Genomic DNA, 22,489 nt, shown 5'->3' with positions numbered 1-22,489 from the left:
GGCGGACGCGGCGGCGGTACCGGTCGCGGCGGCGCTGTCCGCGGTGGTGGCGGGGTTCGGGTTCACTTGACGCTCCCTGCGGTCAGGCCGGCCTTCCAGTGCCGCTGGAGCAGCACGAACGCGAGCACGAGCGGCACGACGGCGAGCAGCGAGCCGGTGATGACCAGCGGGTAGTACTCGGGGAAGGCCTTGGTCTGGGCGTTCCAGCTGAACAGGCCGAGGCTGACCGGGAACAGCTTGCTGTTGGAGAGCATCACCAGCGGCAGGAAGAAGTTGTTCCAGATGGCGGTGAACTGGAACAGCAGCACGGTCACGAAGCCGGGCATCACCATCCGCAGCCCGATCGACCAGAAGGTCCGCAGCTCCCCGGCGCCGTCCATCCGGGCGGCCTCCAGGACCTCGTTCGGCACGTAGCCGGCGCAGAACACCCGGGCGAGGTAGACGCCGAAGGGGTTGACCAGCGAGGGCAGGAAGACCGCCCAGAAGGTGTTGACGATGCCGAGCTCGGAGGCCAGCAGGTACATCGGCAGGGCGAGCGCGGTGGTGGGCACCAGCACGCCCAGCAGCACGAGGCCGAACAGCTTCTCCTTGCCGGGGAAGCGGTAGACGTGGAAGGCGTAGCCGGCCGCGACGCACACCAGTGCGCACAGCACGGAGCCGATCCCGGCGTACAGCAGCGAGTTGAGGTACCAGCGGAAGTAGATGCCGTCGCCGGTGGTGGCCAGGTCGTGCAGGTTCTGCCCGAGCCGGAAGTTGTCGGCGCCCAGGGCGTTCCCGCCGAGCAGGTCGGCGGTGTTCTTGGCGGAGGCCGTGAGCAGCCAGCCGAGCGGCCACAGGGTGTAGACGGTGGCCAGGACCAGGGTGCCGTTGACGGCGGCCTTGGAGAGCGTCCAGGGGCGGCGCGGGCGGTTGGCGCGGTCCGGGCGGCGCGGCGGGGCGCCGGCGGGGCGGGTGGCGGTGGTGGTCATGCGTCGGCCTCCCGCCGGCGGTCGGAGCGGCCCCGGGTGAGCCGGGTGACGGCGAAGGAGAGTCCCGCCGCGGCGAGGGCCAGCAGCACCGAGGCGGAGGCGGCGAGCCCGTAGTCGTGGCGCTCGAAGGCGGCCGTGTAGGCGTACATGTTCGGGGTCCAGGAGGAGGTGACGCCCGGCGAGGTGCCGTAGAGGATCATCGGCTCGGTGAACAGCTGGAGCGAGCCGATGACGGTGAACAGGCCGACCATGGCGATCGACGGCCGGATCAGCGGCACCTTGATGCTCAGGGCGGTGCGCAGCGGTCCGGCGCCGTCGACGACGGCGGCCTCCAGCACCGAGCGGTCGATGGCCTGCAGGGCGGCGTAGAAGATGACCAGGTTGTAGCCGGTCCACTGCCACAGCGCCATGTTGACCACGGCGGGCAGCGGGTGGCCGAGCGGGTCGGGCTGGGTGCCCAGGGACTCCAGCGCGTCGAGCACGGGGCTGATGCCGGGGGTGTAGAGGTACATCCACAGCAGGGCGGCGATGATGCCGGGCACGGCGTGCGGGATGAACAGCGTCAGCTGGAAGAAGCGCCGGGCGCGGGCCAGCGTGGAGTCCAGCAGCAGGGCCAGCACGAGCGCCAGGCCGGTCATCAGCGGGATGTAGATCAGGCAGTACTGGGCCGCGGTCAGGAAGCCGCCGCGGAACGCCTCGTCGCTCAGCGCCCGGGTGTAGTTGCCGAGCCCGGTGAAGACCGTCTCGGCGTCGCCGAAGCCGAGGCCGGAGCGGTGCTCGGTGAACAGGCTGAGCCGGATCGCGTAGCCGATCGGGATCAGCGTGCACGCGGTGAAGAGCAGGAGGAACGGGGCGAGCAGCACGGCGGGCGCCCCGTACCGCCCGCGTCGCCGGCCGGCGACGCGGGCGGTACGGCCGGGATGGGTGCCGGAGGTCACTGGGCGACCTTCAGTCCGCGGTTCTTGAACTCGGCGACGGTGGCCTGCTGCGCGGTGGTGAGCGCCTCGTCGATGGTGCCGCTCTTGCCGGAGACCTTGCCGAAGGAGTCCTTCAGCGAGCCGTTGGTGACGCCCATCGCCGGGCCCCAGGTCCAGCCCTGCTTGATGGACTTGGCGGCGTCGGAGTAGAGGGCGTAGAGGTCCTGGCCGCCGTAGAAGTCGGTGTTGAAGGCCTGCTTGGCGACCGGCACCAGCTCGGTGGCGGCCGGGTAGGCGGAGGAGGTGCCGGAGGAGATCCGGGCCTTGAAGCCGTCGGCGGTGGTGGTCGCCCAGGTGGCGAACTCGACGGCGGCCTTGGCCTTCTTGCTGTCCTTGGACACCGCGAAGGTGGTGCCGCCGAGCATGCCGCTGGCGGGGGTGCCGTCCCAGCTGGGCAGCGGCGCGGCCGCCCAGGTGCCGTTGACCTCGGGGGTGGTGCCGACGTTGGCCTTCAGGACGCCGCCGCCCCAGGTGGCGCCGAGGTAGCCGGCCGTCTCGCCCTTCTGCAGGGAGGCGGTCCACTGCTGGCTGAAGGACGGCATGACCCGCACCAGGTCCTCGTCGGCCAGCTTCTGCCAGTACTCGGAGACCTTGCGGGTCTCCGCCCCGGTCAGGTCGGCCTTCCAGGACTCGTCGGCGGCGGTGAACCAGTGGGCGCCGTTCTGCCAGGCCATTGCCTCGAAGGTGGTCGGGTCGTCGGGGAAGAAGGTGGCGATGCGGGTGTCGGGCTGGGCGGCCTTCAGCTGCTGCGCGGCGGTGCGGAACTCGTCCCAGGTCTTGGGGACGGTGATGCCGGCCTTGGCGAAGAGGTCCTTGCGGTAGTAGAAGACCTGGGGGGCGGCGTCCAGCGGCAGGGCCCAGGTCCGGCCGCCGAGCGAGGTGAGCTCGACGGCCTGCGGCAGGTACTTGGCCTTGAGGTCCGCGCCGACGAGCTTGCCGATGTCCTGGACGGCGCCCTGGCTGACGAAGTCCGGCAGCTGCGGGTACTCGATGTTGAAGACGTCGGGGGCGTTGCCGGCCTTGACCGCGTTGGAGATCTTGGCGTAGCCGCCGGCCGCGCCCGCCGGGATCTCCTCGAAGGTGACCTGGATGTTCGGGTGGCTCGCGTTGAACGCGGCGACCACGTCCTTGGTGCCCTTCGCCCAGCCCCAGAACGTCAGGCTGACCGGCTTGCCGTCGTCCGTGGCGGCGGCGGACCCGGCCCCGTCGCCGCTGCTGCCGCAGGCGGCGAGCACGGTGACACCGAGCGCGGTGGCGGTGGCCGCGGCGGCGAGGCGGAGGGCTCTGCGCCGGGAGAGGGGGGTCGAGCGCATCGGTGGGCTCCTTAGGGCGAGGGTGCGCGGGCTGCGGAACGGTCGGCTCCGACCGGAACCCGCAGAGGGTGGGGGCGATTGGCTGTCATCCTGAGCAGGTCGGCGATCGGAGTCAAGAGATTTGGATCAAATGATCCGACCTGATCGGCCCGACCGGCGCCCGGCGGCACCGCTGTGAGCACCGGAAATGCCGGAAAATCGGGGCAATCGGCCACCTCGACGGCAAGGTCACAATCCGATCAAGCCGCTCATTTGATCGCCCCGGCTTGACGAATGATCAGGCGCTGCCTAGATTCCGGCTCACCACCCGATCACGGAGGACCCATGCGCCTGCCCCCGGAGGACCGCGACCTCAGCCCGTACACCGGCTGGACCAGGGAGCACTGGGAGGCGGTGGCCGACGCCCTGCTGACCGCGGTCCGCCCGTACGCCAGCCCCGCCGGGGCGCTGATCGACCTGCCCGGCCCCCGCCCGAGCTGGTCCGGACGGCGCTCGGACGGCCTGGAGGGCTTCGCCCGCACCTTCCTGCCCGCCGCCCTGCGGGTGGCCGGCGCGGGCGGCGCCGACCCGCACGGCCTGCTGGCGCACTACGCCGCCGGACTCGACGCCGGCACCCGCACCCCGACCGGCGAGCGCGACCTCGCCGACGGCGACCGCGAGTCCTGGCCGCCGATCACCGACCGGGGCCAGGCCATGGTCGAGGCCGCCTCCATCGCCTTCGCGCTGCGCCTCACCCGCCCCTGGCTCTGGGACCGGCTGCCCGGACCCGTCCGCGACCGGGTCGGCCGCTGGCTGGCCGACGCCCTGCACCGCGCGCCCAACGACAACAACTGGTGGCTCTTCCCGATGTCCGTCGGCGGCTTCCTCGCCGAGGCCGGAATCGCCGAGCGCGAGGCCCGCGCCGCGGTCCGCCGCGGACTGGAGAACATCGACCGCTGGTACCTCGGCGACGGCTGGTACACCGACGGCCGCCCCCGCGCCTTCGACCACTACAACGGCTGGGCCCTGCACCTCTACCCCGTCCTGCACGCCCACCTCGCCGACGACCGGGCCCTGCGCGCCGTGTACGGCGAGCGCCTCGCCGCCCACCTGGCGGGCTACGCGCACACCTTCGGGGCCGACGGCGCGCCCGTCCACCAGGGCCGCTCGCTCACCTACCGCTTCGCCGCCACCGCCCCGCTCTGGGCCGGGGCCCTCACCGGCCACACCCCGCTCGCCCCGGGCACCACCCGCCGCCTCGCCTCCGGCGCCCTGCGGCACTTCCTCGACCGCGGCGCCGTCGACGAACGGGGCCTGCTCACCCTCGGCTGGCACGGACCCGACCTGCGGCTCGTCCAGCCCTACTCCGGCCCCGCCTCCCCGTACTGGGCCGGCAGCGCCTTCCTCGGCCTGCTGCTCCCGCCCGGCCACCCGGTGTGGACCGCGCCCGAGGACCTCGCGCCCGCCGAGCGGCGCGACACCGTCCTCGCCCTGCCCGGGCCCGGCTGGCTGGTGCAGTCCACCGCCGCCGACGGCCTGGTCCGGCTGCACAACCACGGCAGCGACGACCAGCCCGCGGACGCCGTGGGCCCCGACGACCCGCAGTACGCGCGGCTCGCCCACTCCACCGCCACCGGGCCGTCCCTCGACGGTCCCGCCGACAACCACCTCGCCCTGCTGACCGACGCCGGACCCACCGAACGCGGGCGCGTCCACCCGCTCGGCACCGGGTCCGGCTGGGCCGCCTCCCGCTGGCACCCCCGTGTCGGCGGCCGTGAACTGCCCGGCGTCACCGTCACCTCGCTCACCCTGGCCCACGGCGCCGAGGAGGTCCGCGCCCACCTGGTCACCGGCGGGCCGGCCGGCACCCCGGTCACCCAGACCGGCTGGGCCGTCGCGGGCCGACGCACCGAGCAGTCTGCCGTCGCGTGCAGCGGGCAGTACGCCGCCGCGGACGCCGCCGCCGGACAGCCCCTCGGCGCCGACGCCGCAGCCGGGCAGCACGCCGCCGGCACCGCCGACGCCGCCGCCGGACAGCACGCCGCCGCCGGTGTCCGCGCGGACGGCCGGCTGGCGTCCGAGCTGCGCGCCCTGCACGGCTTCACCGCCGCCGACAGCGAACGGGTCCCCGGCGGCACCGCCTTCGGCCCCGAGGCGGCACTGCCCCGGCTCACCGGGGAACTTCCCGCCGACGGCCCCGCCCTGTTCGCCTGCGCCGCCCGCCTCACCGCGGCCGAGCACCCGCCGGCCCTCGCCGACGCCGTCACCCTGGAGGCCCGCCCGGACGAGCGCGACCCGGCGGCCGTCGTCCTGACCGTGCGCCCCGCCGGCGCCCCCTCCCTGCGGATCCGGCTGGCGCCCGGCGCGGTCGCCGTCCACCCCGCCGAACAGGACTGAGCCGCCGTGCCCCTCGCCCTCGCCACCCTCGGCCTGCCCGGGCTCCCGCTCGACCGGGCCGCCGCCCTCGCCGCCGAGCACGGCTGGCACGGCCTCGAACTGCGCTGCGCCGACGACCAGCCGGTCCGCCTCGGGCTGGACGCGGAGGAACGCCGGCGCACCGCCCGGCTGCTGGCCCGGGCCGGCCTGCTCCCGCTGACCCTCGCCTCCTACGTCGGCGTCGCCGCCCCCGGGCCGGACGCGCCGGTGCTCGCCGCGCTGACCGCCCACCTGCGGCTGGCCGCCGACCTCGGCTGCCGGTACCTGCGGGTCTTCCCGCAGGGCGGCCCCGGCCCGGCGGCCGAGGCCGACGAGCGCGCGGTCCGCAGGCTGCGCGCGGCGGCCCCGCGGGCGGCGGCCCTCGGCGTGCGGATCCTCGTCGAGACCCACGACTCGCACCGCGCCGGCGCCGCGCTGGCACCGCTGCTCGACCGGGTGGACCACCCCGCGGTCGGCGCGCTGTGGGACCTGCTGCACACCTGGCTGGCCGGTGAGACCCCGGCGCGGACCCATCGGGCGCTCGGTCCCCACCTGGGGTACGTGCAGGTCAAGGACGTCGCCTCGGCGGAGGACCTCACCCCGCTGGCGCTCGGCGCGGGCGTGCTGCCGATCGCCGACTGCCTGCGCCTGCTGCCGCCCGGTGCCTGGGCGGCCTGGGAGTACGAGGCCCCCTGGCACCCGCGTGCCGCGCCGCTCGCGCCGCAGCTGGGCCGGGGGGCGCGGCACCTGTCCGCGCTGCTGCCGGGGTAGCCGGACCGGCCGGGCCTCCGGGCCTCCGGGCTGTCGGGCTGTCGGACGTGCCGGATCGGCCGGTCGACGGCGAAGCTCCGCGGCGGGCGCCGCGCCCCTCACCCCAGGGGCGCGGCGCCCGTTCGTGCCGCCGCCTGCTCGGCCCCGCAGGAGGCGCGCACGTGCAGCGCCGGGAGCAGCGCGGTGCGGTGCACCGGCAGCTCGGCGCCGGCCGCCAGCCGGCGCAGCAGCAGATCGACCGCCGCCGCGCCCACCGCGCGCTTGGGCGGGGCGACGGCGGTCAGCGGGGGCGCGGCGAGCGCGGCGAAGACGTCGTCGTAGGCGACCAGCGCCACGTCTGCGGGCACCGACAGACCGTGCGCGCGCAGCAGCGGAGGCAGCCGCAGCGCGTCCTGGTCGTTGTGGACGAGCACCGCCCGGGTCCCGGACCGCACGGCCTCGGCGATCCGCGCCACCAGCGGCTCGGGGTCGGCCGGCACGTTGCCGGGCCCGAGCGTGTCCAGCGCCGGCAGGTCGGGCAGCCCGAGCAGCCGGGTGCCCTCCCGGTACCCGGCCCGCACTTCGGCGGCCGTCCAGGAGTCGCCCCGGGCGGCCAGCAGCACGCTTCCGTGGCCGAGCCCGGCCAGGTGGCGCAGGGCGCTCAGCACTCCGTGGCGGTGGTCGGAGGCCACCGTGTCCAGCCCGGAGCCGGGGCCGTCCGGGGTGGGGGAGCGGCGTTCCACCAGGACCGCGGGCACCGGCAGGGTGTCCAGCCAGGCGTAGTCCTCGGCCGCCCGGCCGGGGACCAGCCCCGGGGCCAGCAGCAGGCCCTCGGCGCCGGACTCCAGCAGGCGTTCGGTCTGCAGCCGGTCGCCGCCCGCGCCGTACGGGGCGATGCCCAGGACGAGCCGGGCCCCGGCGGTTGCGGCGGCGGCCCGGGCCCCGGCGATCACCTCGTCGAAGTAGGAGCCGACCGAGGGCACCAGGAGGCCGAGGGCGCGGCCCGCGCCGGGCCCGGGGGCGATCGGCGTGCCGGCGGCGTCCGGGCGCTCCAGGGAGACGAAGCCGTGCGAGCGGGAGAGCCGGCCGGCGTCGGCGAGCGCGGCGACGTCACGGCGGACCGTCACGGCCGGGATGCCCAGCCGGTCGGCCAGCTCCGTGAGGCGTACCCGACCGCCGAGCTCACCGACGGCCGACACGATCAGCCTGCGGCGCTCTTCCCCCGAAATGGCCATCCTGGCCTCCATCTGTCGTGCCCGCGCAAGCGTCGCCCGGAAGCGGTCTGCCGATGATATTCCGATCGAAGAGTATCGTTCGATCGAAAATTGATCAATAATGCCGATGATCGCCGATCGATTGACCGTGCGATCACCGAACTCCTAGGGTGACCCCGGTGGCCGCCGCCGACCCGCCCGCGGCCACCCGCGCAGCCGTGCGCCCGGACCCACCCGGGGTCCCACGCCCCCTCACTCCCGCTCCCCTCCCGCGGAGGACCCGATGGCCGACCAGGCCCCCCACCCCGCCCTCACCGTCGACGGCGACACCTTCCTGCGCGACGGACGTCCGCACCGGATCGTCTCCGCCGCCGTCCACTACTTCCGCATCCGCCCCGAACAGTGGACCGACCGCCTTACCCGGCTGCGGGCCATGGGCGTCAACACCGTCGAGACCTACGTCGCCTGGAACTTCCACCAGCCCACGCCCGACCGCGCCGACTTCACCGGCGACCGCGACCTCGCCGCCTTCGTCCGCGCCGCCGGCGACCTCGGCCTCGACGTCATCGTCCGCCCCGGCCCCTACATCTGCGCCGAGTGGGAGTTCGGCGGCCTGCCCGGCTGGCTGCTCGCCGACCCCGCGATGCGGCTGCGCCGCCTGGACGCGCCCTTCCTCGCCGCCGTGGAGGCCTGGTTCGACCACCTGGTGCCGGTGCTGCTCCCGCTGCTCTCCTCCCGCGGCGGCCCGGTGGTCGCCGTCGCCGTGGAGAACGAGTACGGCAGCTACGGCAACGACACCGCCTACCTCGAACACCTGAGGGACGCCCTGGTCGCCCGCGGCGTCGACGTCCTGCTGTTCACCGCCGACGGCGCCGAGGACGGCTTCCAGCTCGGCGGCCGGGTGCCCGGACTCCTCACCACCGGCACCTTCGGCTCCCGCCCCGAGGAGTCCCTCGCCTGCCTGCGCCGCCACCAGCCGGTCGGCCCGCTGGTCACCATGGAGTACTGGTGCGGCTGGTTCGACCACTGGGGCACGCCGCACCACGTGCGCGACGCCCGGGACGCCGCCGAGGTGCTCGACGCCCAGCTCGCCGCCGGCGCCTCGGTCAACATGTACATGGGCCACGGCGGCACCAACTTCGGCTGGTGGAACGGCGCCAACCACGACGGCACCACCTACCAGCCGGACGTCACCAGCTACGACTACGACGCCCCGGTCGGCGAGGCCGGCGAACTCACCGAGAAGTTCCACCTCTTCCGCGAGGTGATCGAACGCCACCTCGGCCCCAACCCCCACCCGCTGCCGCCGCTGCCCGCACGCCTCGCCCCCCGCACCGCCCCCGTCACCGCGAGCCGCCCGCTGCTGGGCGGCGTCGGTGAACCCGGCTCCCTCGGCGCCCTCGACGAGCTCTCCACCGCGCACCACCTCCCCGAGCCCCGCCCGATGGAGGAACTCGGCCAGAACTTCGGCCTCATTCACTACCGCACCCGCCTGCGCGGCCCGCTCGCCCACGGCGAACTGCGCGTGGACGGCCTCGCCGACCGCGCCCAGGTCTTCCTCGACGGCGAACCCCTCGGCGTCCTCGACCGCAACCACCCCGAGCACGCCCTGCCGCTGCGGGTCCCCGAGGGCGGCGCCGTGCTCGACCTGCTCGTCGAGAACCTGGGCCGGATCAACTACGGCCCGCTGCTGCACGACCCCAAGGGCATCACCGGCGGCGTCCGGGTCGACCGGCAGTACCAGTTCGGCTGGGAGGTGCGCCCGCTGCCGCTCGACGACCCGACGACCCTCGCCCTCGGCGCGCCCTCCACCGCCGACGGGCCCGCCTTCCACCGCGCCGAACTGACCGTCGACACCCCCGCCGACGGCTTCCTCGCCCTTCCCGGATTCACCAAGGGCATGGTCTGGCTGAACGGGTTCGCGCTCGGCCGCTACTGGGACCGCGGCCCGCAGCGCACCCTCTACGCCCCGGCGCCGCTCTGGCGGGCCGGCGCCAACGAACTGCTGATCCTCGAACTCCACGGCCCGGGCGACCACGTCGAACTGGTCGAGGGCCCCGACCTCGGCCCCGTCGTCCCCGAGGAGCGCTACGGCTCCTGACCCCCTGCCGCCCCGCGGGCGCGTGCCGGCCCCTCCGGCCCGCGCCCGCGGGGCCGTCCGCCCGCGAGGGGAACAGGCACGGGCCGCCCGTCCGCCCCTCCGGTGACCGAGTGGTAGGTTCCTGTCCACTTCGACAGACCGGTCCACCGACAGGGAGTGCCATGCCGATCCCGGCGGACGATCGTCGTGCCCGCATCCTCGACACGGTGCGCGGCCTGGGCACCGTCCGGGTGGTGGACCTCGCCGAGCGCCTGGGACTGCCCGCCGTCACCGTCCGCCGGGACGTCGCGACCCTCGCCGACGCCGGCCTGCTGCGCCGCACGCACGGATCCGTCTCGTTCGGCGGCCCCGCGGCCACGCCCGCCCCCGAGCCGGCCCGCCCCGCCGAGGTCCCCACCCTGGGCCTGCTCGTCCCCGCCGTGGTGCAGTACTTCGACGAGGTGATCGCCGGCGCCCGCACCGCCGCCGCCGAGGCCGGCGTCCACCTGGTCCTCGGCATCTCCTCGTACGAGGCCAGCGCCGACCGCGTCCAGGTCGACCAGCTCCTCGCCTCCGGTGTCCAGGGCCTGCTGCTCGCCCCGAACTGGACCGCCGCCGACCGTCCCGAGGACCACGTCTGGCTGGCCGAACTCCCCGTTCCCGCCGTCCTGCTGGAACGCCGCCCGGCCCCCGGCAGCCCCGCCGCCGCCCTCGACGCGGTCGGCTCCGACCACCGGCACGGCGTCCTGCTCGCCCTGTGCCACCTCGTCGCCCTCGGCCACCGCCGGGTGGCGCTGGCGGCCCGCACCGACACCTGGACGGCCCACCAGGTCCGCCTGGGCTACGCCGAGGCCTGCCGCGCGCTCGACCTGCCCGCCGAACCCGTCGTCGACGTCCGCACCCCGGCCGCCGGCGTCGACGGTGTCGCCCACCGGCTCGCCGAGGCGGTCGCCGACGGGGTCGGGGCCGCGCTCGTGCACAACGACCAGGACGCCCTGCAACTGCTGCCGCTGCTGCGGACCAGGGGTGTACGGGTCCCCGAGGACCTCGCCCTGGTCGCCTACGACGACGTGTTCGCCGCCCTCGGCGCCCCGCCGCTGACCGCCGTGGCCCCGCCCAAGCGCGCCGTCGGCGCCGCCGCGGTGGACCTTCTGGTGCGCCGGCTGACCCCCGCCGGGAGCGCCTTGCCGGTGCACCACCTCGACCTGCTGCCGGACCTGACGGTGCGCGAGTCCTCCGGAGCCTGACCGCCTGCGCCGCGTGGCCGTCGCGCCCGGGCGTTCGCTCACGATTCCCGATCGACGGCAGCTGTCGCACACCTGTCGGTCCTTCACATCCGTTGCTACAGTCCCTGCTTGCAACAACACTGCACGTGCCCGGACTCCCCTCGATCCACCAGAGAAAGTGGAGCACAGCCATGGGTTCGCTTCCCCGCCGCACAGCCGCCGTCGCCCTCACCACGGCGGCCCTGCTGGGCCTCGCCGGTACCGCCACCAGCGCGTCGGCCACCACGATCAGGTACTTCAAGGCCTACGGCCCCAACCCGGCCGTCGCCGCCCCCCACGCCTGGGCCGCCGCCCACGCCGCCGGGTACACCGACGCCCAGTGCGGCCAGGAGAACGAGGTGATCGCGCCCGGCTACTGGCAGGTCATCGTCACCTGTGTGAGCTGACCCCCGGCACCCGCAGAGGGCGGTGCCGCCGCCGGCCGCACGTCCGACCGGCCCCGGCACCGCCCACGCCCCGGTGCGGGGCGGTCTGCCGCTGACGAAGAACCCCGGTGGCCCCGGCGCGCCGTCCGGATAGAGTTGCGCCGTGCCCGAGCTGAAGCAGTTGAACGCCGGCCTCGCCCCGGCGGTGCTGGCCTTCGAGCTGGCGAACCGTGCCTACTTCGCGGCCTCGGTCCCCGACCGGGGCGACGAGTTCTTCGAGCGCTTCGCCGACCGGCACAGCGCCCTGCTGGCCGAGCAGGAGGCCGGCACCTGCGCCTTCTACGTGCTCGTCGCCGAGGACGGCGCGGTGCTGGGCCGGTTCAACCTGTACGACCTCGCGGACGGCGCCGCCGTCCTCGGCTACCGGGTCGCGCAGCACGTCTCCGGCCGTGGCGTGGCGACGGCGACCGTCCGGGAGCTGTGCCGGCTGGCGGCGGAACGGCACGGGCTGCGCACACTGCGGGCCGCCACCACCCACGCCAATGCCGCCTCCCGGAAGGTGCTGACCAAGGCCGGGTTCGTCCCGGCGGGCCCCGCCGACCCCGCCGACCTCGCCGGAGAACCGGGCACCTGGTACCGGCGCGAGCTGGCAGGGCGGCCGTAGCCCACGCGTCGTTCGAGGCTCCGGGTATCCCGCTACCAGTCGCAGACGAACCGGAAGTCGGCTCCTTCACCCTCCTCGTGGTACAGCATGCTCCGGAGCGACCGGATCTCCGGGTCCCTCGCGGCGAACCCGGGGAGGTCGTGGGACAGGGCGACGGGAAACAGTTGGTGGGCCGTGCGGAACTCCGCTGCGGGATCTGCGCCGATGAGCTCCAGCGCCCGGTACAGGAGTGCCATGCGGGGGATGATCTCGCGGGCATCCTGGGTGGTGGCCATCGCCAGTTGCACGGCCGCCAGCCCGTCGCGGGCGGCCTGCACGTCCCGGGTGCGCACGGCGAGCGTGGCCATCCGCCCGGCGAACGCCCCGAGAACCTCCGAGGCGTCGGGATTCATGAGGGGGAGGACCTCCGCCAGTCGACCGGGACCGGACGCGGCCCGTACGACCTCCTGGATGGCCCGGTCCCGAGCGTTCGGAATCGACCTCGGTCCGTATCCGTCGGCCCGTCGCGGATTCAGCGCGCGGTCCTGTGCCTTCGTCAGCCGCATGCCGCTCACTTCACCGGAGTCGGAGGAATCAGCGGCCCCAGCGTAGCCCGCGGCGGCGGAGGCCCGGAATGGCGGGCCGGGCGGGGAGCACGGGCACGGAGCAGTCGTGCGCCCGGCGCGCGTCACGCCGTCCACGCGCGCCCTGTTGTGGTCCGGCGCGGGCGGTCAAGCTTCCCGGGGTGGCCCGGCGGCCGGCCGGGTTCGCCGTCAGAGGATGCGCACGCCGGTCGGCGGGTGGCGGCCTGCCGTGATCAGGGTCCGCCCCGCCCGCCCCGCGCCGTCGTGCAGAGAGGTGGATGGCATGACAGTGGTCTCCAGCGGACGGACCGGATTCCCGGGCCGACTTCGACGGTTACGGCGCCGTGCGCTGGCCGCCGCGGTGGCCGGCGCGCTCGGCGCCCTGGGCGCGGTCGTACCGGTGTCGTCGGCCCACGCCGCCGACCAGACCGACCCGGCCCCCGCGCACCGGCTGGTCTACATCGCCAACCTGCGGTCGAGTTCGGTGACGGCGTTCGACCCGTCGACCGGCACGGCCGTCGCGACCGTCCCGGTCGGCACCGGGCCCCAGGGGGTGGCGGTCTCCCCGGACGGCTCCCAGGCGTATGTCGTCAACAACGGCAGCGGCACGGTGTCGGTGATCGACACCGCCGCCAACACGGTCGCCGCGACCGTCCCCGTCGGCCGGCTGCCCGGACCGGTGGCGTTCTCGCCCGACGGCACCCGCGCCTACGTCGGCCACTACGTCAGCCCGGGCACCGGCGGCGTGGACGTCATCGACACCGCCACCCGGACGGTCACCGCGACCGTCCTGGTCGGCAGCCAGCCCTTCGGCATCGCCGTGACCCCCGACGGGACGCGCGCCTACGTCGCCAACCTGATCGGCGGCACGGTCTCGGTGATCGACACGGCCGCCAATACGCTCAGCGCCACGATCGCGGGCGCGAACGCCCGGATGCCGATGGCGGTCGCGGTCTCCCCGGACGGCTCCCGCGCCTACGCCGCGAACTTCAACAGTGGCAACGTCTCGGTGATCGACACGGCCACCAACACCATCACCGGCACCATCCCCACCGGGTCCGGTCCCGGGGGAGTGTCGGTCGCCCCGGACGGCGCGCACGCCTATGTGACGAACCAGAACGCCAATACGGTGTCGGTGATCGACACCGCGGCCGGCACCGTCACGGGCACGGTCGACGTCGGTGGGACGCCCGTCGGTGTGACGGCCGATCCGGCCGGCGGCGCCGTCTACGTGACCAACAGCCGCTCCAACACCGTGTCGGTGATCGAGACCGCCGGTAACACCGTTACCGGCACCGCCGCCACCGGGAGCAGCCCCTACGCCGTGGCCACGGCCACCGTCGCGCCCACCGTCACCGGGGTCCGGACCGGTCACGGCCCGGCGGCGGGCGGCGGAACCGTCACGATCACCGGTACCCACCTGGCGGGCGCGCGGTCGGTCCGGTTCGGCACCGCGCCGGCCACCGGCGTCACCGTCGTCGACGACTTCACCGTCAAGGCGACCGTACCCGCAGGCGTCGGCGGCACCGTGGACGTCACGGTGACCACCCCCGCCGGCAGCAGCGCCACCGGTGTCGCCGCCCGGTACACCTACGAGTACCCCTTCGGCGGGTTCCAGCCGCCGGTCGCCGACCCGCCCGCCGTCAACCAGGGCCACGCCGGCCGGGCGTTCCCGATGAAGTTCAGCCTCGGCGGCGACCGTGGCCCGGACGTCATCGCCCGCGGCTACCCCACCGCACGGAACGTCGACTGCGTCACCGGCGCCCCGCTCGACCCGCCCGCGCCCGCCGTCACCGCGGGCGGCAGCGGCCTGCGCTACGACCCGGCCGGTGACACGTACACCTTCGTCTGGAAGACCTCGTCCTCCTACGCCGGGACCTGCCGGCTGTTCACGCTCGGCCTGACCGACGGCACCACCCACACCGCTCTCTTCCGGTTCAGCTGACCACCCGGGCGAGCCCCGCCCCGCCCGGGCCGCCGACGCCTCCCTGACCGAAGCGCAGGCCGCCCCCTACCCCGACCCCGACGGCGCCCCGGCCACGCCGTCGGGGTCGACGCTTTTCCCTCAGCCCCTTCCCGAACCACCGCCCCACCACCCCACCGCCGAGACGTCCGGGCTGTGGGCCGGCTACCCCTCGGGGTAGAAGACGAAGAGCGTGCAGCCCTCCGTCGTCTGCGGGACGTGCGACGACCCGGCGGGTGCGTGGATGAACGATCCCGCGGGATAGTCCCGCTCGCCGTCGTTGAAGACGCCGGAGAGCACGAAGACCTCCTCCGGCCCGGGGTCGTGGACGTCGACTGAACAACAACCTGAGCTGCTACCGGCGGCGAAGTCGGGCAGCCGCCGGTGCCCGCGGCCGTCCGGCACTCGCGGCGCACCCGGCGGCTGCGGGTTCAGCGGGCCGGGGCACGAACGGGCGGCGGACACTCCTGGGCGGCGGGTGCAGTCCACGGGGGTGGTCCCGCAGGACCGGGCGGGGCTGCGGGGCGGCGTGCTGGCGGACAACACGCTGCTGCCCTGCCCTGCCCTGCCCCGACCCGGACCGGCGCCGGGGCCCGCCGGCCGCGCCCGTCGGCCCCGCCCGCGCGGGGGCGGCCGGCCCTCGGCTAGCCTCCCCTCGTGAACGATGGTCCCGAGCCCCCGACCCTCCGTGTCTTCGTGGCACTGGCCCCGCCCGACGACGCCAAGGACGAACTGGCCCGGGCCCTGCAGCCCGCCTACGCCGCGTACCCGGGGCTGCGGTGGAACCGCATCGAGGACTGGCACATCACGCTGGCCTTCCTCGGCGAGCTGCCCTCCACGGCCGTGCCGCCGCTGCGGTCCGTGCTGGCCGGCACCGCCGCGTCGCACCCCGCCCCGGCCCTGCGCCTGCGGGGCGGCGGCCACTTCGACCAGCGTCTGCTGTGGAGCGGGATCGACGGGGACCTGGAGGGACTGCACACCCTCGCCGCCGACGTCCGGGAGCAGGTCAGGTCCTGCGGGATCGGCTTCAGGGACCGCGCGCTCCACCCCCACCTGACGCTGGCCCGCGCCCGACGCGACGATCCCACCAGTGTGCCGCGCCTCGCGGCGGGCCTCGCCGCCTTCGCGGGCCGGACATGGTCTGCCGAACGCCTGCACCTCGTCGGCAGCAACATCGGCCGCGGTCCGGGTCCGATCCGGTACCGCGACATCGAGGCGTGGCGGCTGGGCGCCGTCGTCCGGACCCGCGGCGACGGCGCCCCCGCCACGCCGTGACCGGCCGCGGCGTCCTCGCCCCCGCCGGCCTCCACCACCTCGGCGGTGCGCGGTCAGGCGTCCTCCGGCCCCGGCTGTTCCCAGTTCGCCTCGACGCGGGCCCGCTCGGCCTCGACGAGCCGTCGGACCACGTCGTCGTCGGTCTGGTGGGAGATCTCGGCGAAGCAGTGGAGCCATTCGGCGAGGTCGGTGGGCAGGTGGACGGTGACGCGGCGTGTTGCGGGCCGTTCGCGCACGGGGTCTCCTGTGGGGCCTGCGGGCTGCCGGGCGGCGGTGGGGTCCGCTCAAGCCTCGCCGGGGCGGGTGGGGCGGTCATCCGTCTGCGGTGGGAACGGCGGCTCATCCCTGGGACGGACCGGCCGGGGTCCGTCCGCACGTGCGCCGGTTGACCGTTGTTCATCTCGCGGTGGGTGCCGGACGGCCCCGGCCGGGTGCTGTCATGGGGCACATCCCCGATGTGCGGGGCCGGTCGCAGGCTTGAAGGGAAGACGTCCCATGATGACCCGTCAACGTCTCGTCTCCGCCACCGCGGCGGTCGCCCTGGCCGGTGCGGCGCTCGTCGCCGGCACGGGCGGTGCGCACGCCGCCACCTGCTCGCAGTCCTACCTGCCGCTGCCCGACCCCCGCTGTACGCCCGGTTCGTACAACGGCGCCGTCACCCAGGCCACCATAGGCTCCACGATATGTGTGGCGGGCTGGACCGCCACGGTCCGCCCGCCGACGTCCTACACCAACCCGCTCAAGGCCCAGGGCATCGTCGACTACGGCTACAGCGACACCAACATGGCCGACTACGAGGAGGACCACCTCGTTCCCCTCGAACTCGGTGGCGCTCCCCGCGACCCGGGCAACCTGTGGCCCGAGCCGCACTCCGGCACCAAGAACTCCTCCACCAAGGACGGCGTGGAGACCAAGCTGAAGAACGCCGTCTGCGGCGGCGTCATCACCCTGGCCGCCGCCCGCACCGCGATCCGCACCAACTGGACCACCGCCCTCTCGGTCACGGGCATCGGCTGACCCACCCACGGCGGGGCCCGTCCACACCGGGCCCCGCCTGCGCCTCCGCCCCCGGCACGGGCCCGGGCGGAAATTCCTTCGATCGGTGGGCATGTTTCGTGAAAGTGTGTCCACGTACGACATCCGCCGACCGGAGACCACTTTGACGATCCGCCGCACGACCCTGACCGCCGCCGCCTCGCTGCTCGCCCTGTCGGCCGTGGCCGCCTGCAACGACGACACGCAGTCCGCCCCGACGGCGGCCGGCACCTCGGCCGCCGCGAGTACGACCACGTCCGCTCCCGCCCCGGCGCCCACGCCCAGCGCGACCACGTCCGCCCCGGCCGCCACCCCCAGCGCGACCGCGAGCGTCACGCCGACGGCCACGCCGACCGCCACGGCTGCCCCGAGTGCCACGGGTGCGCCGGTCGACGCCTCGGGAGCGTTCGACCCCGTACAGGCACTGACCACTCCCGACCTGACGCCGTACGCCGCGACGATGAACATGACGGTGGTGGCGACGGGCGCGGGCGGTGAGCAGTCCACGATCACCTCGACCGGCCGGACGAACGTCAACACCCCGGTCACCGAGAGCCGGACGGAGACCAAGACGCTCGTCGGCGGCAGCGACGAGCCACTGCTCTGGGTGGAGGTGGTGAACACCGGCAAGGGCATCTTCATGCGCGACAAGACCAAGCCGGGAAGCACCTGGACTCCTTCGGGCACCTCCTCCGACGACTCCGCGTCCGACACCGCCACCACCTATGCCAAGGCGCTCGCCGAGTCCGGCCCCGCCGCCCGCAAGGGCATGGAGCAGAAGAACGGCGTGCCCGCCTACCACCTCGGCGGGCGCCTGACGATCGACCGGATCAAGAGCCTCGCCCCCAAGGAGCACCAGCGGATGAGCGCGAAGGGGGTCACCGCCATCGACTTCGACATCTGGATCGACCGGGGCGGCCGGGTCCTGGCCCTGCGCCAGACCATGAAGGTCCCCGACGCCCGCGTGTCGACCGTCACGACGGTCACCTCCGTGACCTACAGCGACTTCGGCCCGCGCGAGACCTTCACCGCCCCGACCGCCGCCGCGACCACCGCCCCGACCGCCGCCGCCTGAGCCGGCCGCCGCTGACGGCACGCCCCACCCCGCCCGAGGGCCGCCCGCACATGCGGTCACGGCCCGCCGGGTGGCGCGCGCCGCCACCGCGGTGGGGGCTTTGTACCGTGCGCGTAGGCTCACGGCATGAGCTTCACGGGATTCTGGGTGGTGATGCCGGTGCCCGCGGCCGTGATCGACGAGGTGGCTCCGGTGCTCGGCCCGGTGATCGAGGCACAGGCCGCCTCGGATGCCGCACGCGCGGGCCTGCAGCGCTGGGCGCGTGGCGGCGCGGACGTCCCCGACGTCCTGGAGTTCCACGACCTGGCCGCCCCCTACCTGCTCGACGACCATCTCGACCTGCTCTTCGAGGTCTGGGGCGGCTACGAGAAGGCCGGCCCGTTCCTGAAGTCCGCGTGCCGCAAGGGCTACCCCGCCGTCGGGCTCGCCCACGCGCTCGGGCACGAGCGGTTCGGCGTCCTGCCCGGCTGGTTCGGCACCTTCGTCGTCCCGCCGGACGAGGTGCGGGCCGCCTTGCCCGCCGTCGAAGCCGCCCTCACGCTCCACCCCGCCGACCGGGCCGCCGCCGACCAGAGGCTGAACGAGTTCTTGGAGGAGGCCTCGCCGGAGGACACCGCCGCTCTCCTCGACGACCTGGCGCCCACCTGGCGGTGGGCGGCCGCCACCGGACAAGGGCTGATCGGCGCCCAGGCCGTCCCCTGCTGACCGGCGGCGTTGTGGCGGGTGTCAGGTGGTCGCGGGCAGGCCGGCCTCGTGTTCGGCGGTGCTGATCAGGTCGATCACCTGGACCTGGTGGAGCGACAACGCGTCGTTGGCGATCCGTCCGATGTCCACGGGGCGGGTCGCGTGGCCGAGGGGGTGGGCGAATCCGGTGACCACCCAGCGTCCGCCCAGCGGTGACGTGTCGTCGGGCAGCCATGCCCAGTGGGCGCCATGGGTGTGGATGAGGAACTCGCCGGTGACGGCCATGAGCATGGCCCGGAACCGGTGCCGTTCGTCCTCGTCCATGGCGGTCGGGTCGAAGCCCTCGACGATCTCCCGGTCGAGCAGCCCGATCGCCCAGTCGGGGTTGCTGCGCAGCCACTGCGGGTCGCCGCCCAGGCTGCTCACGATCCGTTCGGCGAAGTCCCGCAGGTCGGCGGCCCATGCGTCGGTGTCGGGGTTCGGGTAGCCGGTCATCGACGGGTGCCTCCTCGTACGGGTCGTGCCGGGTGCAGACGATACCGACCTCCCCGAGCCGCTCGCCGGCCGGCCACTGTTGTGTCGGCGGTGGCGGCTACGGTTCGAGTGCCTGTTCGCTCCGCTGCGCCTGGTGGATATCGCCGAAGCCGTTCCGGAGCTGGTGCCGCCGGCGCGGCGGACGGTGCGTCTGCACCTGCGCCTGGGCGGGCCGACCGTCCGCGACGGCTCGGTCGGTGGCTCGCTGCTGTGGCGCTCCTTGGGGCAGGTCGCCGCACTGCTGACGGGTCCGCTGCTCCTGGCCGATGTGGAATACCACGGTGACTGCGTTCCCGGGCCCTGCGTGCTGCACGTCCGGGGCCCGGACCGTGCCGGGTGAGCCGCTTCCCGCCGGACACCTGGTTGTGAAGGCGATGGACGGCTGTTCGAGTGCTGCCAGGCCTACGGTCCCCTGCGACCTGGGGAGAAGTAGGGCAGCCGAGGCGACGTTCCCGGGCAGCGGGCCTGGTGCAGGACGTCGACCTTCCCGTGGCAGCTCAGCGGGCAACGCCCGTGCTGCCGGATGAAAGGAACCCCTCATGCGGAGCCGTTCCCTCCCCCCGATGCTTGCCGCGCCGGTCGCGGCGGCCCTGTCCCTGCTGGGTGTAGCCGTCCCGGCGCAGGCTACGTCCGGCGAATACGCCGAGGCGGTCCCGGTCGCACCAGCCGCAGCCGCAGCCAACGGCGACTTCTTGGTCGCCATCGAGCAGTGCGGGCCCTGGGGCTGCGACTACGCGACTTACTGGTCGCTGACCAACCCGACGGGATGCCACGTCATCCCGAGTGACCCCAAGGAGCCGACCCTCACGGGCTGGAGGGAGTTCTCGAACGAAACCGACGGGGACGCATACCTCTACAACAACACCGACTGCAGCGGGGGACCCGACGCGATCCTCGAGCCCAAGTCCGACATCAAGATCGCTAGCCCCACCTACCGCTCGGTCCTCTTCCGCTGAACCTCGCCGCGTGCCGGCGGACGGCGTGACGCCCGGGCCTCCACTCCACGCCGTCCGCCGGAAAGGCGATGCCGCCCCGCTGAAGGCGACGCCGCACAGTGCTTCGGCGCCGGTCACCGGGGCATCGCCGCCCACACCTGCAGCCTCCGCCCGAGCGCCGCCGCCGACGCTGCGGTGTGCCTGGGGTTCCTGACCGGGCTTGTCGATTATCGATATGGTCGAGTAACGTCGAACATATCGAAAATCGATGCACGGAGGGTGGGAGTTGGATACGCGGCTGACGAAGGTGCTGGCGTCGGTGACGTTCGTGCTGGCGGTGCTGTGCGGGCTGGCGTTCCTCGGGACGGGGGCCGTGCGCATGCTCGACGACGGGGCGGTGTGCGTGCAGACGGGCCTCTGGGCCAATGCCACACTGGCCGGTGACCTGCCGGTGCGTGAGGGTGTGGACGCGGCCAGCAGTGCCTCGCGTCTGTGCCAGGGGAATCCGTCGGTGGGGCAGCGCGCCGCCGACCTCGGGGGTGAACTGCCGTGGCTGCTGTTCGGCGCGATGGCGCTGCTGTTGTTCTCCCGGCTCATGAGGGCGGTCCTGTCCCGTGGGCCGTTCACCGTCGAGGTCGCGCGGCTCCTGACCGTTTTGGGCTGGTTCGTCACGGTGGGCGCGATGGTGGCCGGACTGGTCGCGGGCTGGTCGCAGTCCTGGCTCGTGGGGAGCATGGCGCCGATCGTCGGGGCCGGGCCGGCGCTCTCCGGTCCGCTGGTGCTGGTCCTCGCGGGCCTGGCCGCGGTGGTCATGGGGCGGATCATGCGTGAGGGTGTGCGTATGCGGGAGGACCTCGAAGGGACGATCTGATGCCTGAAGAGGAACCCCATGCGATCCGTATCCACCTCGACCGCCTCCTGGCCGAGCGCGGCATGACGTTGACCGAGCTGTCCGCGCAGGTCGGGATCACGGTCGTCAACCTGTCCGTCCTCAAGAACGACCGGGCCAAGGCCATCCGTTTCTCGACCCTGTCGAAACTCTGTGCGGCCCTGGACTGCCAGCCCGGAGACCTCATCACCCACGACCCCGCCGCCCCGGACACGGACGCGGGGCACTGACACACCGCCCCCGGTCCGGGTTCGGACACGGTGTCGTGCCGGCTCTCGGACGGCCCGCGGGTCGGCCCCGGGCCGTCCGAGAGCCGGGGCAGGCCTGGGGCACCCCTGTCCCTGCACCGTTCCAGCGTTCCCGTCATGTCGGGTTCATTGGGACAGTCGTCGGGACTGTGGCCAGAGCTCGGCCAACAGCCGCCAGGTACCGGGCTGGTCGAGCGGTCGCGGCAGCGGCAGTTGCGTCGCGGTTTCCGGGAGGTCGGCTGTCAGCGGGGTGTGTCAGAGTCTGGGCATGCTCGAGATCGTGGTGAGGACGGAGAACGGGGAGCGGCATGTCCGTGTGTCCGCCGAGGAGCTGGCCGGGTTGGTCCGGCGGATCGGTGGTGACGGTGACCGGTTCCTGGTGGTCCAGCGCATACCCGACCTGCCGGACGTCTTCGCCCAGGTCTGGCACCAGGCCGGTGGTGACTACACGCTGGAGTACCGGGACGGCACCGCCGCCCGGCACTTCCAGGCGATGGTCGACGGGCCTGAGGTCGCGAGTGCGGCGATGACCGGCTGGGCCCGCCAGGAGGCCGGATGGGACGGTGGTCCGGCCTGGTCGCCGCTGGACATGGGCCCCGTCCGTGAGGTGCCGCCGCTCGGCCTCGACGAGGGCGAGCGCGCGGAGTTGGAGAAGCGCGTCCGCGAAGTGCTGGTGGGCGGTTACGCCTCCCGAGCGGAACTGGCCGAGTTTGCCGAGGAGTTCCTGGTCACCGAGGACCGCCGGCCTGTCTCGCGCGAGCAGGCGCAGGCGCTGGCCGACCGGTTGTGGGTGGAGCGGGTCGCGGAGCAGGCCGGCTGGCGGGGCGAGACCGACCCTGAGCGGCTCACCCGCGCGTTCACCGCCCTGCAGGGGGCCGGTATCACCGCCCGCGAGAACTTCACGTGTTGCCGTAGCTGCGGCCAGTCCGAGATCGGCGGCGAAGGCGGGCCCGAAGCCCGGGGCTTCGTCTACTTCCACGCACAGTGCACGGACGCTGCCGCAGCAGGCCACGGACTGATTCTCCTCTACGGCGGCTTCGACGACTCGCCCGAGACCACGACAGCCACCGGCCACGAGGTCGTGGCCGCCCTCGAAGCGGTCGGCCTGACCGCCGAGTGGGATCACGACCCCGGCCGGGCCATCACCGTCACTCCGTTGGACTGGCGTCGCCGCCTGGTCGGCTAGGAGCTGTTCAAGGTTTGGATCATGTGGCTGGAGTCAGGGACTTCAGCCACATGATCGATCCGCGGAGGTGCAGGCCTGCCGTGTAGCTTTC

At 74.1% G+C, this 22,489-nt stretch carries 23 protein-coding genes and 1 pseudogene; 16 read left to right on the top strand and 8 right to left on the bottom strand.

Annotated elements, in window-relative coordinates; all coding sequences use genetic code 11:
* Nucleotides 1-62 precede the first annotated feature (62 nt).
* The 3 genes from ACFVVU_RS07810 to ACFVVU_RS07800 are packed head-to-tail and all read right to left on the bottom strand — an operon-like array spanning nucleotide 63 to nucleotide 3,258.
* Complete coding sequence (locus ACFVVU_RS07810; RefSeq protein WP_380688016.1) at nucleotides 63-968, bottom strand: carbohydrate ABC transporter permease; 906 nt, start codon at nucleotides 966-968, stop codon at nucleotides 63-65.
* Nucleotides 965-1,906 (bottom strand): carbohydrate ABC transporter permease, encoded by a 942-nt coding sequence (locus ACFVVU_RS07805; protein ID WP_380715115.1) that lies wholly within the window; start codon nucleotides 1,904-1,906, stop codon nucleotides 965-967. The genes ACFVVU_RS07810 and ACFVVU_RS07805 overlap by 4 nt, the downstream gene beginning before the upstream one ends.
* Entirely contained in the window at nucleotides 1,903-3,258 is a 1,356-nt protein-coding gene (locus tag ACFVVU_RS07800; RefSeq protein ID WP_380688818.1) for an ABC transporter substrate-binding protein, read from the bottom strand. Before ACFVVU_RS07800 ends, ACFVVU_RS07805 begins: the two co-directional genes overlap by 4 nt.
* A gap of 324 nt (nucleotides 3,259-3,582) precedes the next feature.
* On the opposite strand from ACFVVU_RS07800, the gene ACFVVU_RS07795 reads away from it, so the two are divergent.
* Nucleotides 3,583-5,634 (top strand): DUF2264 domain-containing protein, encoded by a 2,052-nt coding sequence (locus tag ACFVVU_RS07795; protein WP_387788710.1) that lies wholly within the window; start codon nucleotides 3,583-3,585, stop codon nucleotides 5,632-5,634.
* Between the two features lie 6 nt (nucleotides 5,635-5,640).
* Nucleotides 5,641-6,423, top strand: coding sequence for a sugar phosphate isomerase/epimerase family protein (locus tag ACFVVU_RS07790; protein WP_387788709.1), 783 nt, complete (start codon nucleotides 5,641-5,643; stop codon nucleotides 6,421-6,423).
* 98 nt (nucleotides 6,424-6,521) lie between these two features.
* Here the strand turns inward: ACFVVU_RS07790 and ACFVVU_RS07785 are convergent, their stop codons facing one another.
* Complete coding sequence (locus ACFVVU_RS07785; RefSeq protein ID WP_387788708.1) at nucleotides 6,522-7,637, bottom strand: substrate-binding domain-containing protein; 1,116 nt, start codon at nucleotides 7,635-7,637, stop codon at nucleotides 6,522-6,524.
* 262 nt (nucleotides 7,638-7,899) lie between these two features.
* Here ACFVVU_RS07785 and ACFVVU_RS07780 point away from each other — a divergent pair, with 262 nt between their 5' ends.
* The 4 genes from ACFVVU_RS07780 (at nucleotide 7,900) to ACFVVU_RS07765 (ending at nucleotide 12,011) form a co-directional block, all read left to right on the top strand.
* Complete coding sequence (locus ACFVVU_RS07780; protein WP_380689664.1) at nucleotides 7,900-9,717, top strand: beta-galactosidase family protein; 1,818 nt, start codon at nucleotides 7,900-7,902, stop codon at nucleotides 9,715-9,717.
* 161 nt (nucleotides 9,718-9,878) lie between these two features.
* Entirely contained in the window at nucleotides 9,879-10,943 is a 1,065-nt protein-coding gene (locus ACFVVU_RS07775; protein WP_387788707.1) for a substrate-binding domain-containing protein, read from the top strand.
* 170 nt (nucleotides 10,944-11,113) lie between these two features.
* Nucleotides 11,114-11,368, top strand: coding sequence for a hypothetical protein (locus ACFVVU_RS07770; RefSeq protein ID WP_380688683.1), 255 nt, complete (start codon nucleotides 11,114-11,116; stop codon nucleotides 11,366-11,368).
* 142 nt (nucleotides 11,369-11,510) lie between these two features.
* Entirely contained in the window at nucleotides 11,511-12,011 is a 501-nt protein-coding gene (locus ACFVVU_RS07765) for a GNAT family N-acetyltransferase (RefSeq protein WP_380688685.1), read from the top strand.
* Nucleotides 12,012-12,043: 32 nt separating this feature from the next.
* Here the strand turns inward: ACFVVU_RS07765 and ACFVVU_RS07760 are convergent, their stop codons facing one another.
* Nucleotides 12,044-12,556 carry a hypothetical protein gene (locus tag ACFVVU_RS07760; protein ID WP_387788706.1) on the bottom strand — a complete coding sequence of 171 codons (513 nt, stop codon included), beginning with the start codon at nucleotides 12,554-12,556 and terminating at the stop codon, nucleotides 12,044-12,046.
* Between the two features lie 301 nt (nucleotides 12,557-12,857).
* On the opposite strand from ACFVVU_RS07760, the gene ACFVVU_RS07755 reads away from it, so the two are divergent.
* On the top strand, nucleotides 12,858-14,519 hold the full coding sequence (locus ACFVVU_RS07755) for a PxKF domain-containing protein (protein ID WP_387788705.1): 1,662 nt from the start codon (nucleotides 12,858-12,860) through the stop codon (nucleotides 14,517-14,519).
* Between the two features lie 183 nt (nucleotides 14,520-14,702).
* Here the strand turns inward: ACFVVU_RS07755 and ACFVVU_RS07750 are convergent.
* A pseudogene (locus ACFVVU_RS07750) lies at nucleotides 14,703-14,870 on the bottom strand (cupin domain-containing protein); the annotation flags it as partial.
* 324 nt (nucleotides 14,871-15,194) lie between these two features.
* Between ACFVVU_RS07750 and thpR the strand changes: the two are divergent.
* Nucleotides 15,195-15,812, top strand: a complete 618-nt coding sequence (thpR, locus tag ACFVVU_RS07745; protein WP_387788704.1) for an RNA 2',3'-cyclic phosphodiesterase — start codon at nucleotides 15,195-15,197, stop codon at nucleotides 15,810-15,812.
* Between the two features lie 53 nt (nucleotides 15,813-15,865).
* Here thpR and ACFVVU_RS07740 read toward each other — a convergent pair whose 3' ends face one another.
* Nucleotides 15,866-16,048, bottom strand: coding sequence for a hypothetical protein (locus ACFVVU_RS07740; RefSeq protein WP_387788703.1), 183 nt, complete (start codon nucleotides 16,046-16,048; stop codon nucleotides 15,866-15,868).
* Nucleotides 16,049-16,307: 259 nt separating this feature from the next.
* Here ACFVVU_RS07740 and ACFVVU_RS07735 point away from each other — a divergent pair, with 259 nt between their 5' ends.
* The 3 genes from ACFVVU_RS07735 to ACFVVU_RS07725 all read left to right on the top strand — a co-directional run bounded on the left by ACFVVU_RS07735 (nucleotide 16,308) and on the right by ACFVVU_RS07725 (nucleotide 18,627).
* Nucleotides 16,308-16,829: a hypothetical protein gene (locus ACFVVU_RS07735; protein WP_380684254.1), complete on the top strand. Its 522-nt coding sequence runs from the start codon at nucleotides 16,308-16,310 to the stop codon at nucleotides 16,827-16,829.
* Between the two features lie 106 nt (nucleotides 16,830-16,935).
* Complete coding sequence (locus ACFVVU_RS07730; RefSeq protein ID WP_387788702.1) at nucleotides 16,936-17,922, top strand: hypothetical protein; 987 nt, start codon at nucleotides 16,936-16,938, stop codon at nucleotides 17,920-17,922.
* A 126-nt stretch (nucleotides 17,923-18,048) separates the two neighbouring features.
* Nucleotides 18,049-18,627, top strand: coding sequence for a hypothetical protein (locus ACFVVU_RS07725; RefSeq protein ID WP_387788701.1), 579 nt, complete (start codon nucleotides 18,049-18,051; stop codon nucleotides 18,625-18,627).
* Between the two features lie 21 nt (nucleotides 18,628-18,648).
* Here the strand turns inward: ACFVVU_RS07725 and ACFVVU_RS07720 are convergent, their stop codons facing one another.
* The gene (locus ACFVVU_RS07720) at nucleotides 18,649-19,101 is read right to left on the bottom strand and encodes a hypothetical protein (protein WP_387788700.1); all 453 of its coding nucleotides are present in this window, start codon (nucleotides 19,099-19,101) and stop codon (nucleotides 18,649-18,651) included.
* A 133-nt stretch (nucleotides 19,102-19,234) separates the two neighbouring features.
* Here ACFVVU_RS07720 and ACFVVU_RS07715 point away from each other — a divergent pair, with 133 nt between their 5' ends.
* From ACFVVU_RS07715 to ACFVVU_RS07695, 5 genes are all read left to right on the top strand, one after another.
* A complete protein-coding gene (locus tag ACFVVU_RS07715) occupies nucleotides 19,235-19,480 on the top strand; it encodes a hypothetical protein (RefSeq protein WP_380684258.1) in 246 nt (81 codons plus the stop codon).
* Between the two features lie 223 nt (nucleotides 19,481-19,703).
* Nucleotides 19,704-20,096 (top strand): hypothetical protein, encoded by a 393-nt coding sequence (locus tag ACFVVU_RS07710; protein ID WP_380684259.1) that lies wholly within the window; start codon nucleotides 19,704-19,706, stop codon nucleotides 20,094-20,096.
* Between the two features lie 265 nt (nucleotides 20,097-20,361).
* Complete coding sequence (locus ACFVVU_RS07705) at nucleotides 20,362-20,946, top strand: DUF2975 domain-containing protein (protein ID WP_387788699.1); 585 nt, start codon at nucleotides 20,362-20,364, stop codon at nucleotides 20,944-20,946.
* Entirely contained in the window at nucleotides 20,946-21,194 is a 249-nt protein-coding gene (locus tag ACFVVU_RS07700) for a helix-turn-helix transcriptional regulator (RefSeq protein WP_355363610.1), read from the top strand. Before ACFVVU_RS07705 ends, ACFVVU_RS07700 begins: the two co-directional genes overlap by 1 nt.
* Nucleotides 21,195-21,480: 286 nt before the next feature.
* Complete coding sequence (locus tag ACFVVU_RS07695; protein ID WP_387788698.1) at nucleotides 21,481-22,398, top strand: DUF6891 domain-containing protein; 918 nt, start codon at nucleotides 21,481-21,483, stop codon at nucleotides 22,396-22,398.
* The last annotated feature ends 91 nt before the right edge of the window (nucleotides 22,399-22,489 follow it).

The sequence above is a fragment of the Kitasatospora sp. NPDC057965 genome, assembly GCF_042887135.1.
Lineage (GTDB): Bacteria > Actinomycetota > Actinomycetes > Streptomycetales > Streptomycetaceae > Kitasatospora.
Note: the sequence above shows the minus strand (reverse complement) of the source record. Positions and strands in the feature narration are given on the sequence as shown.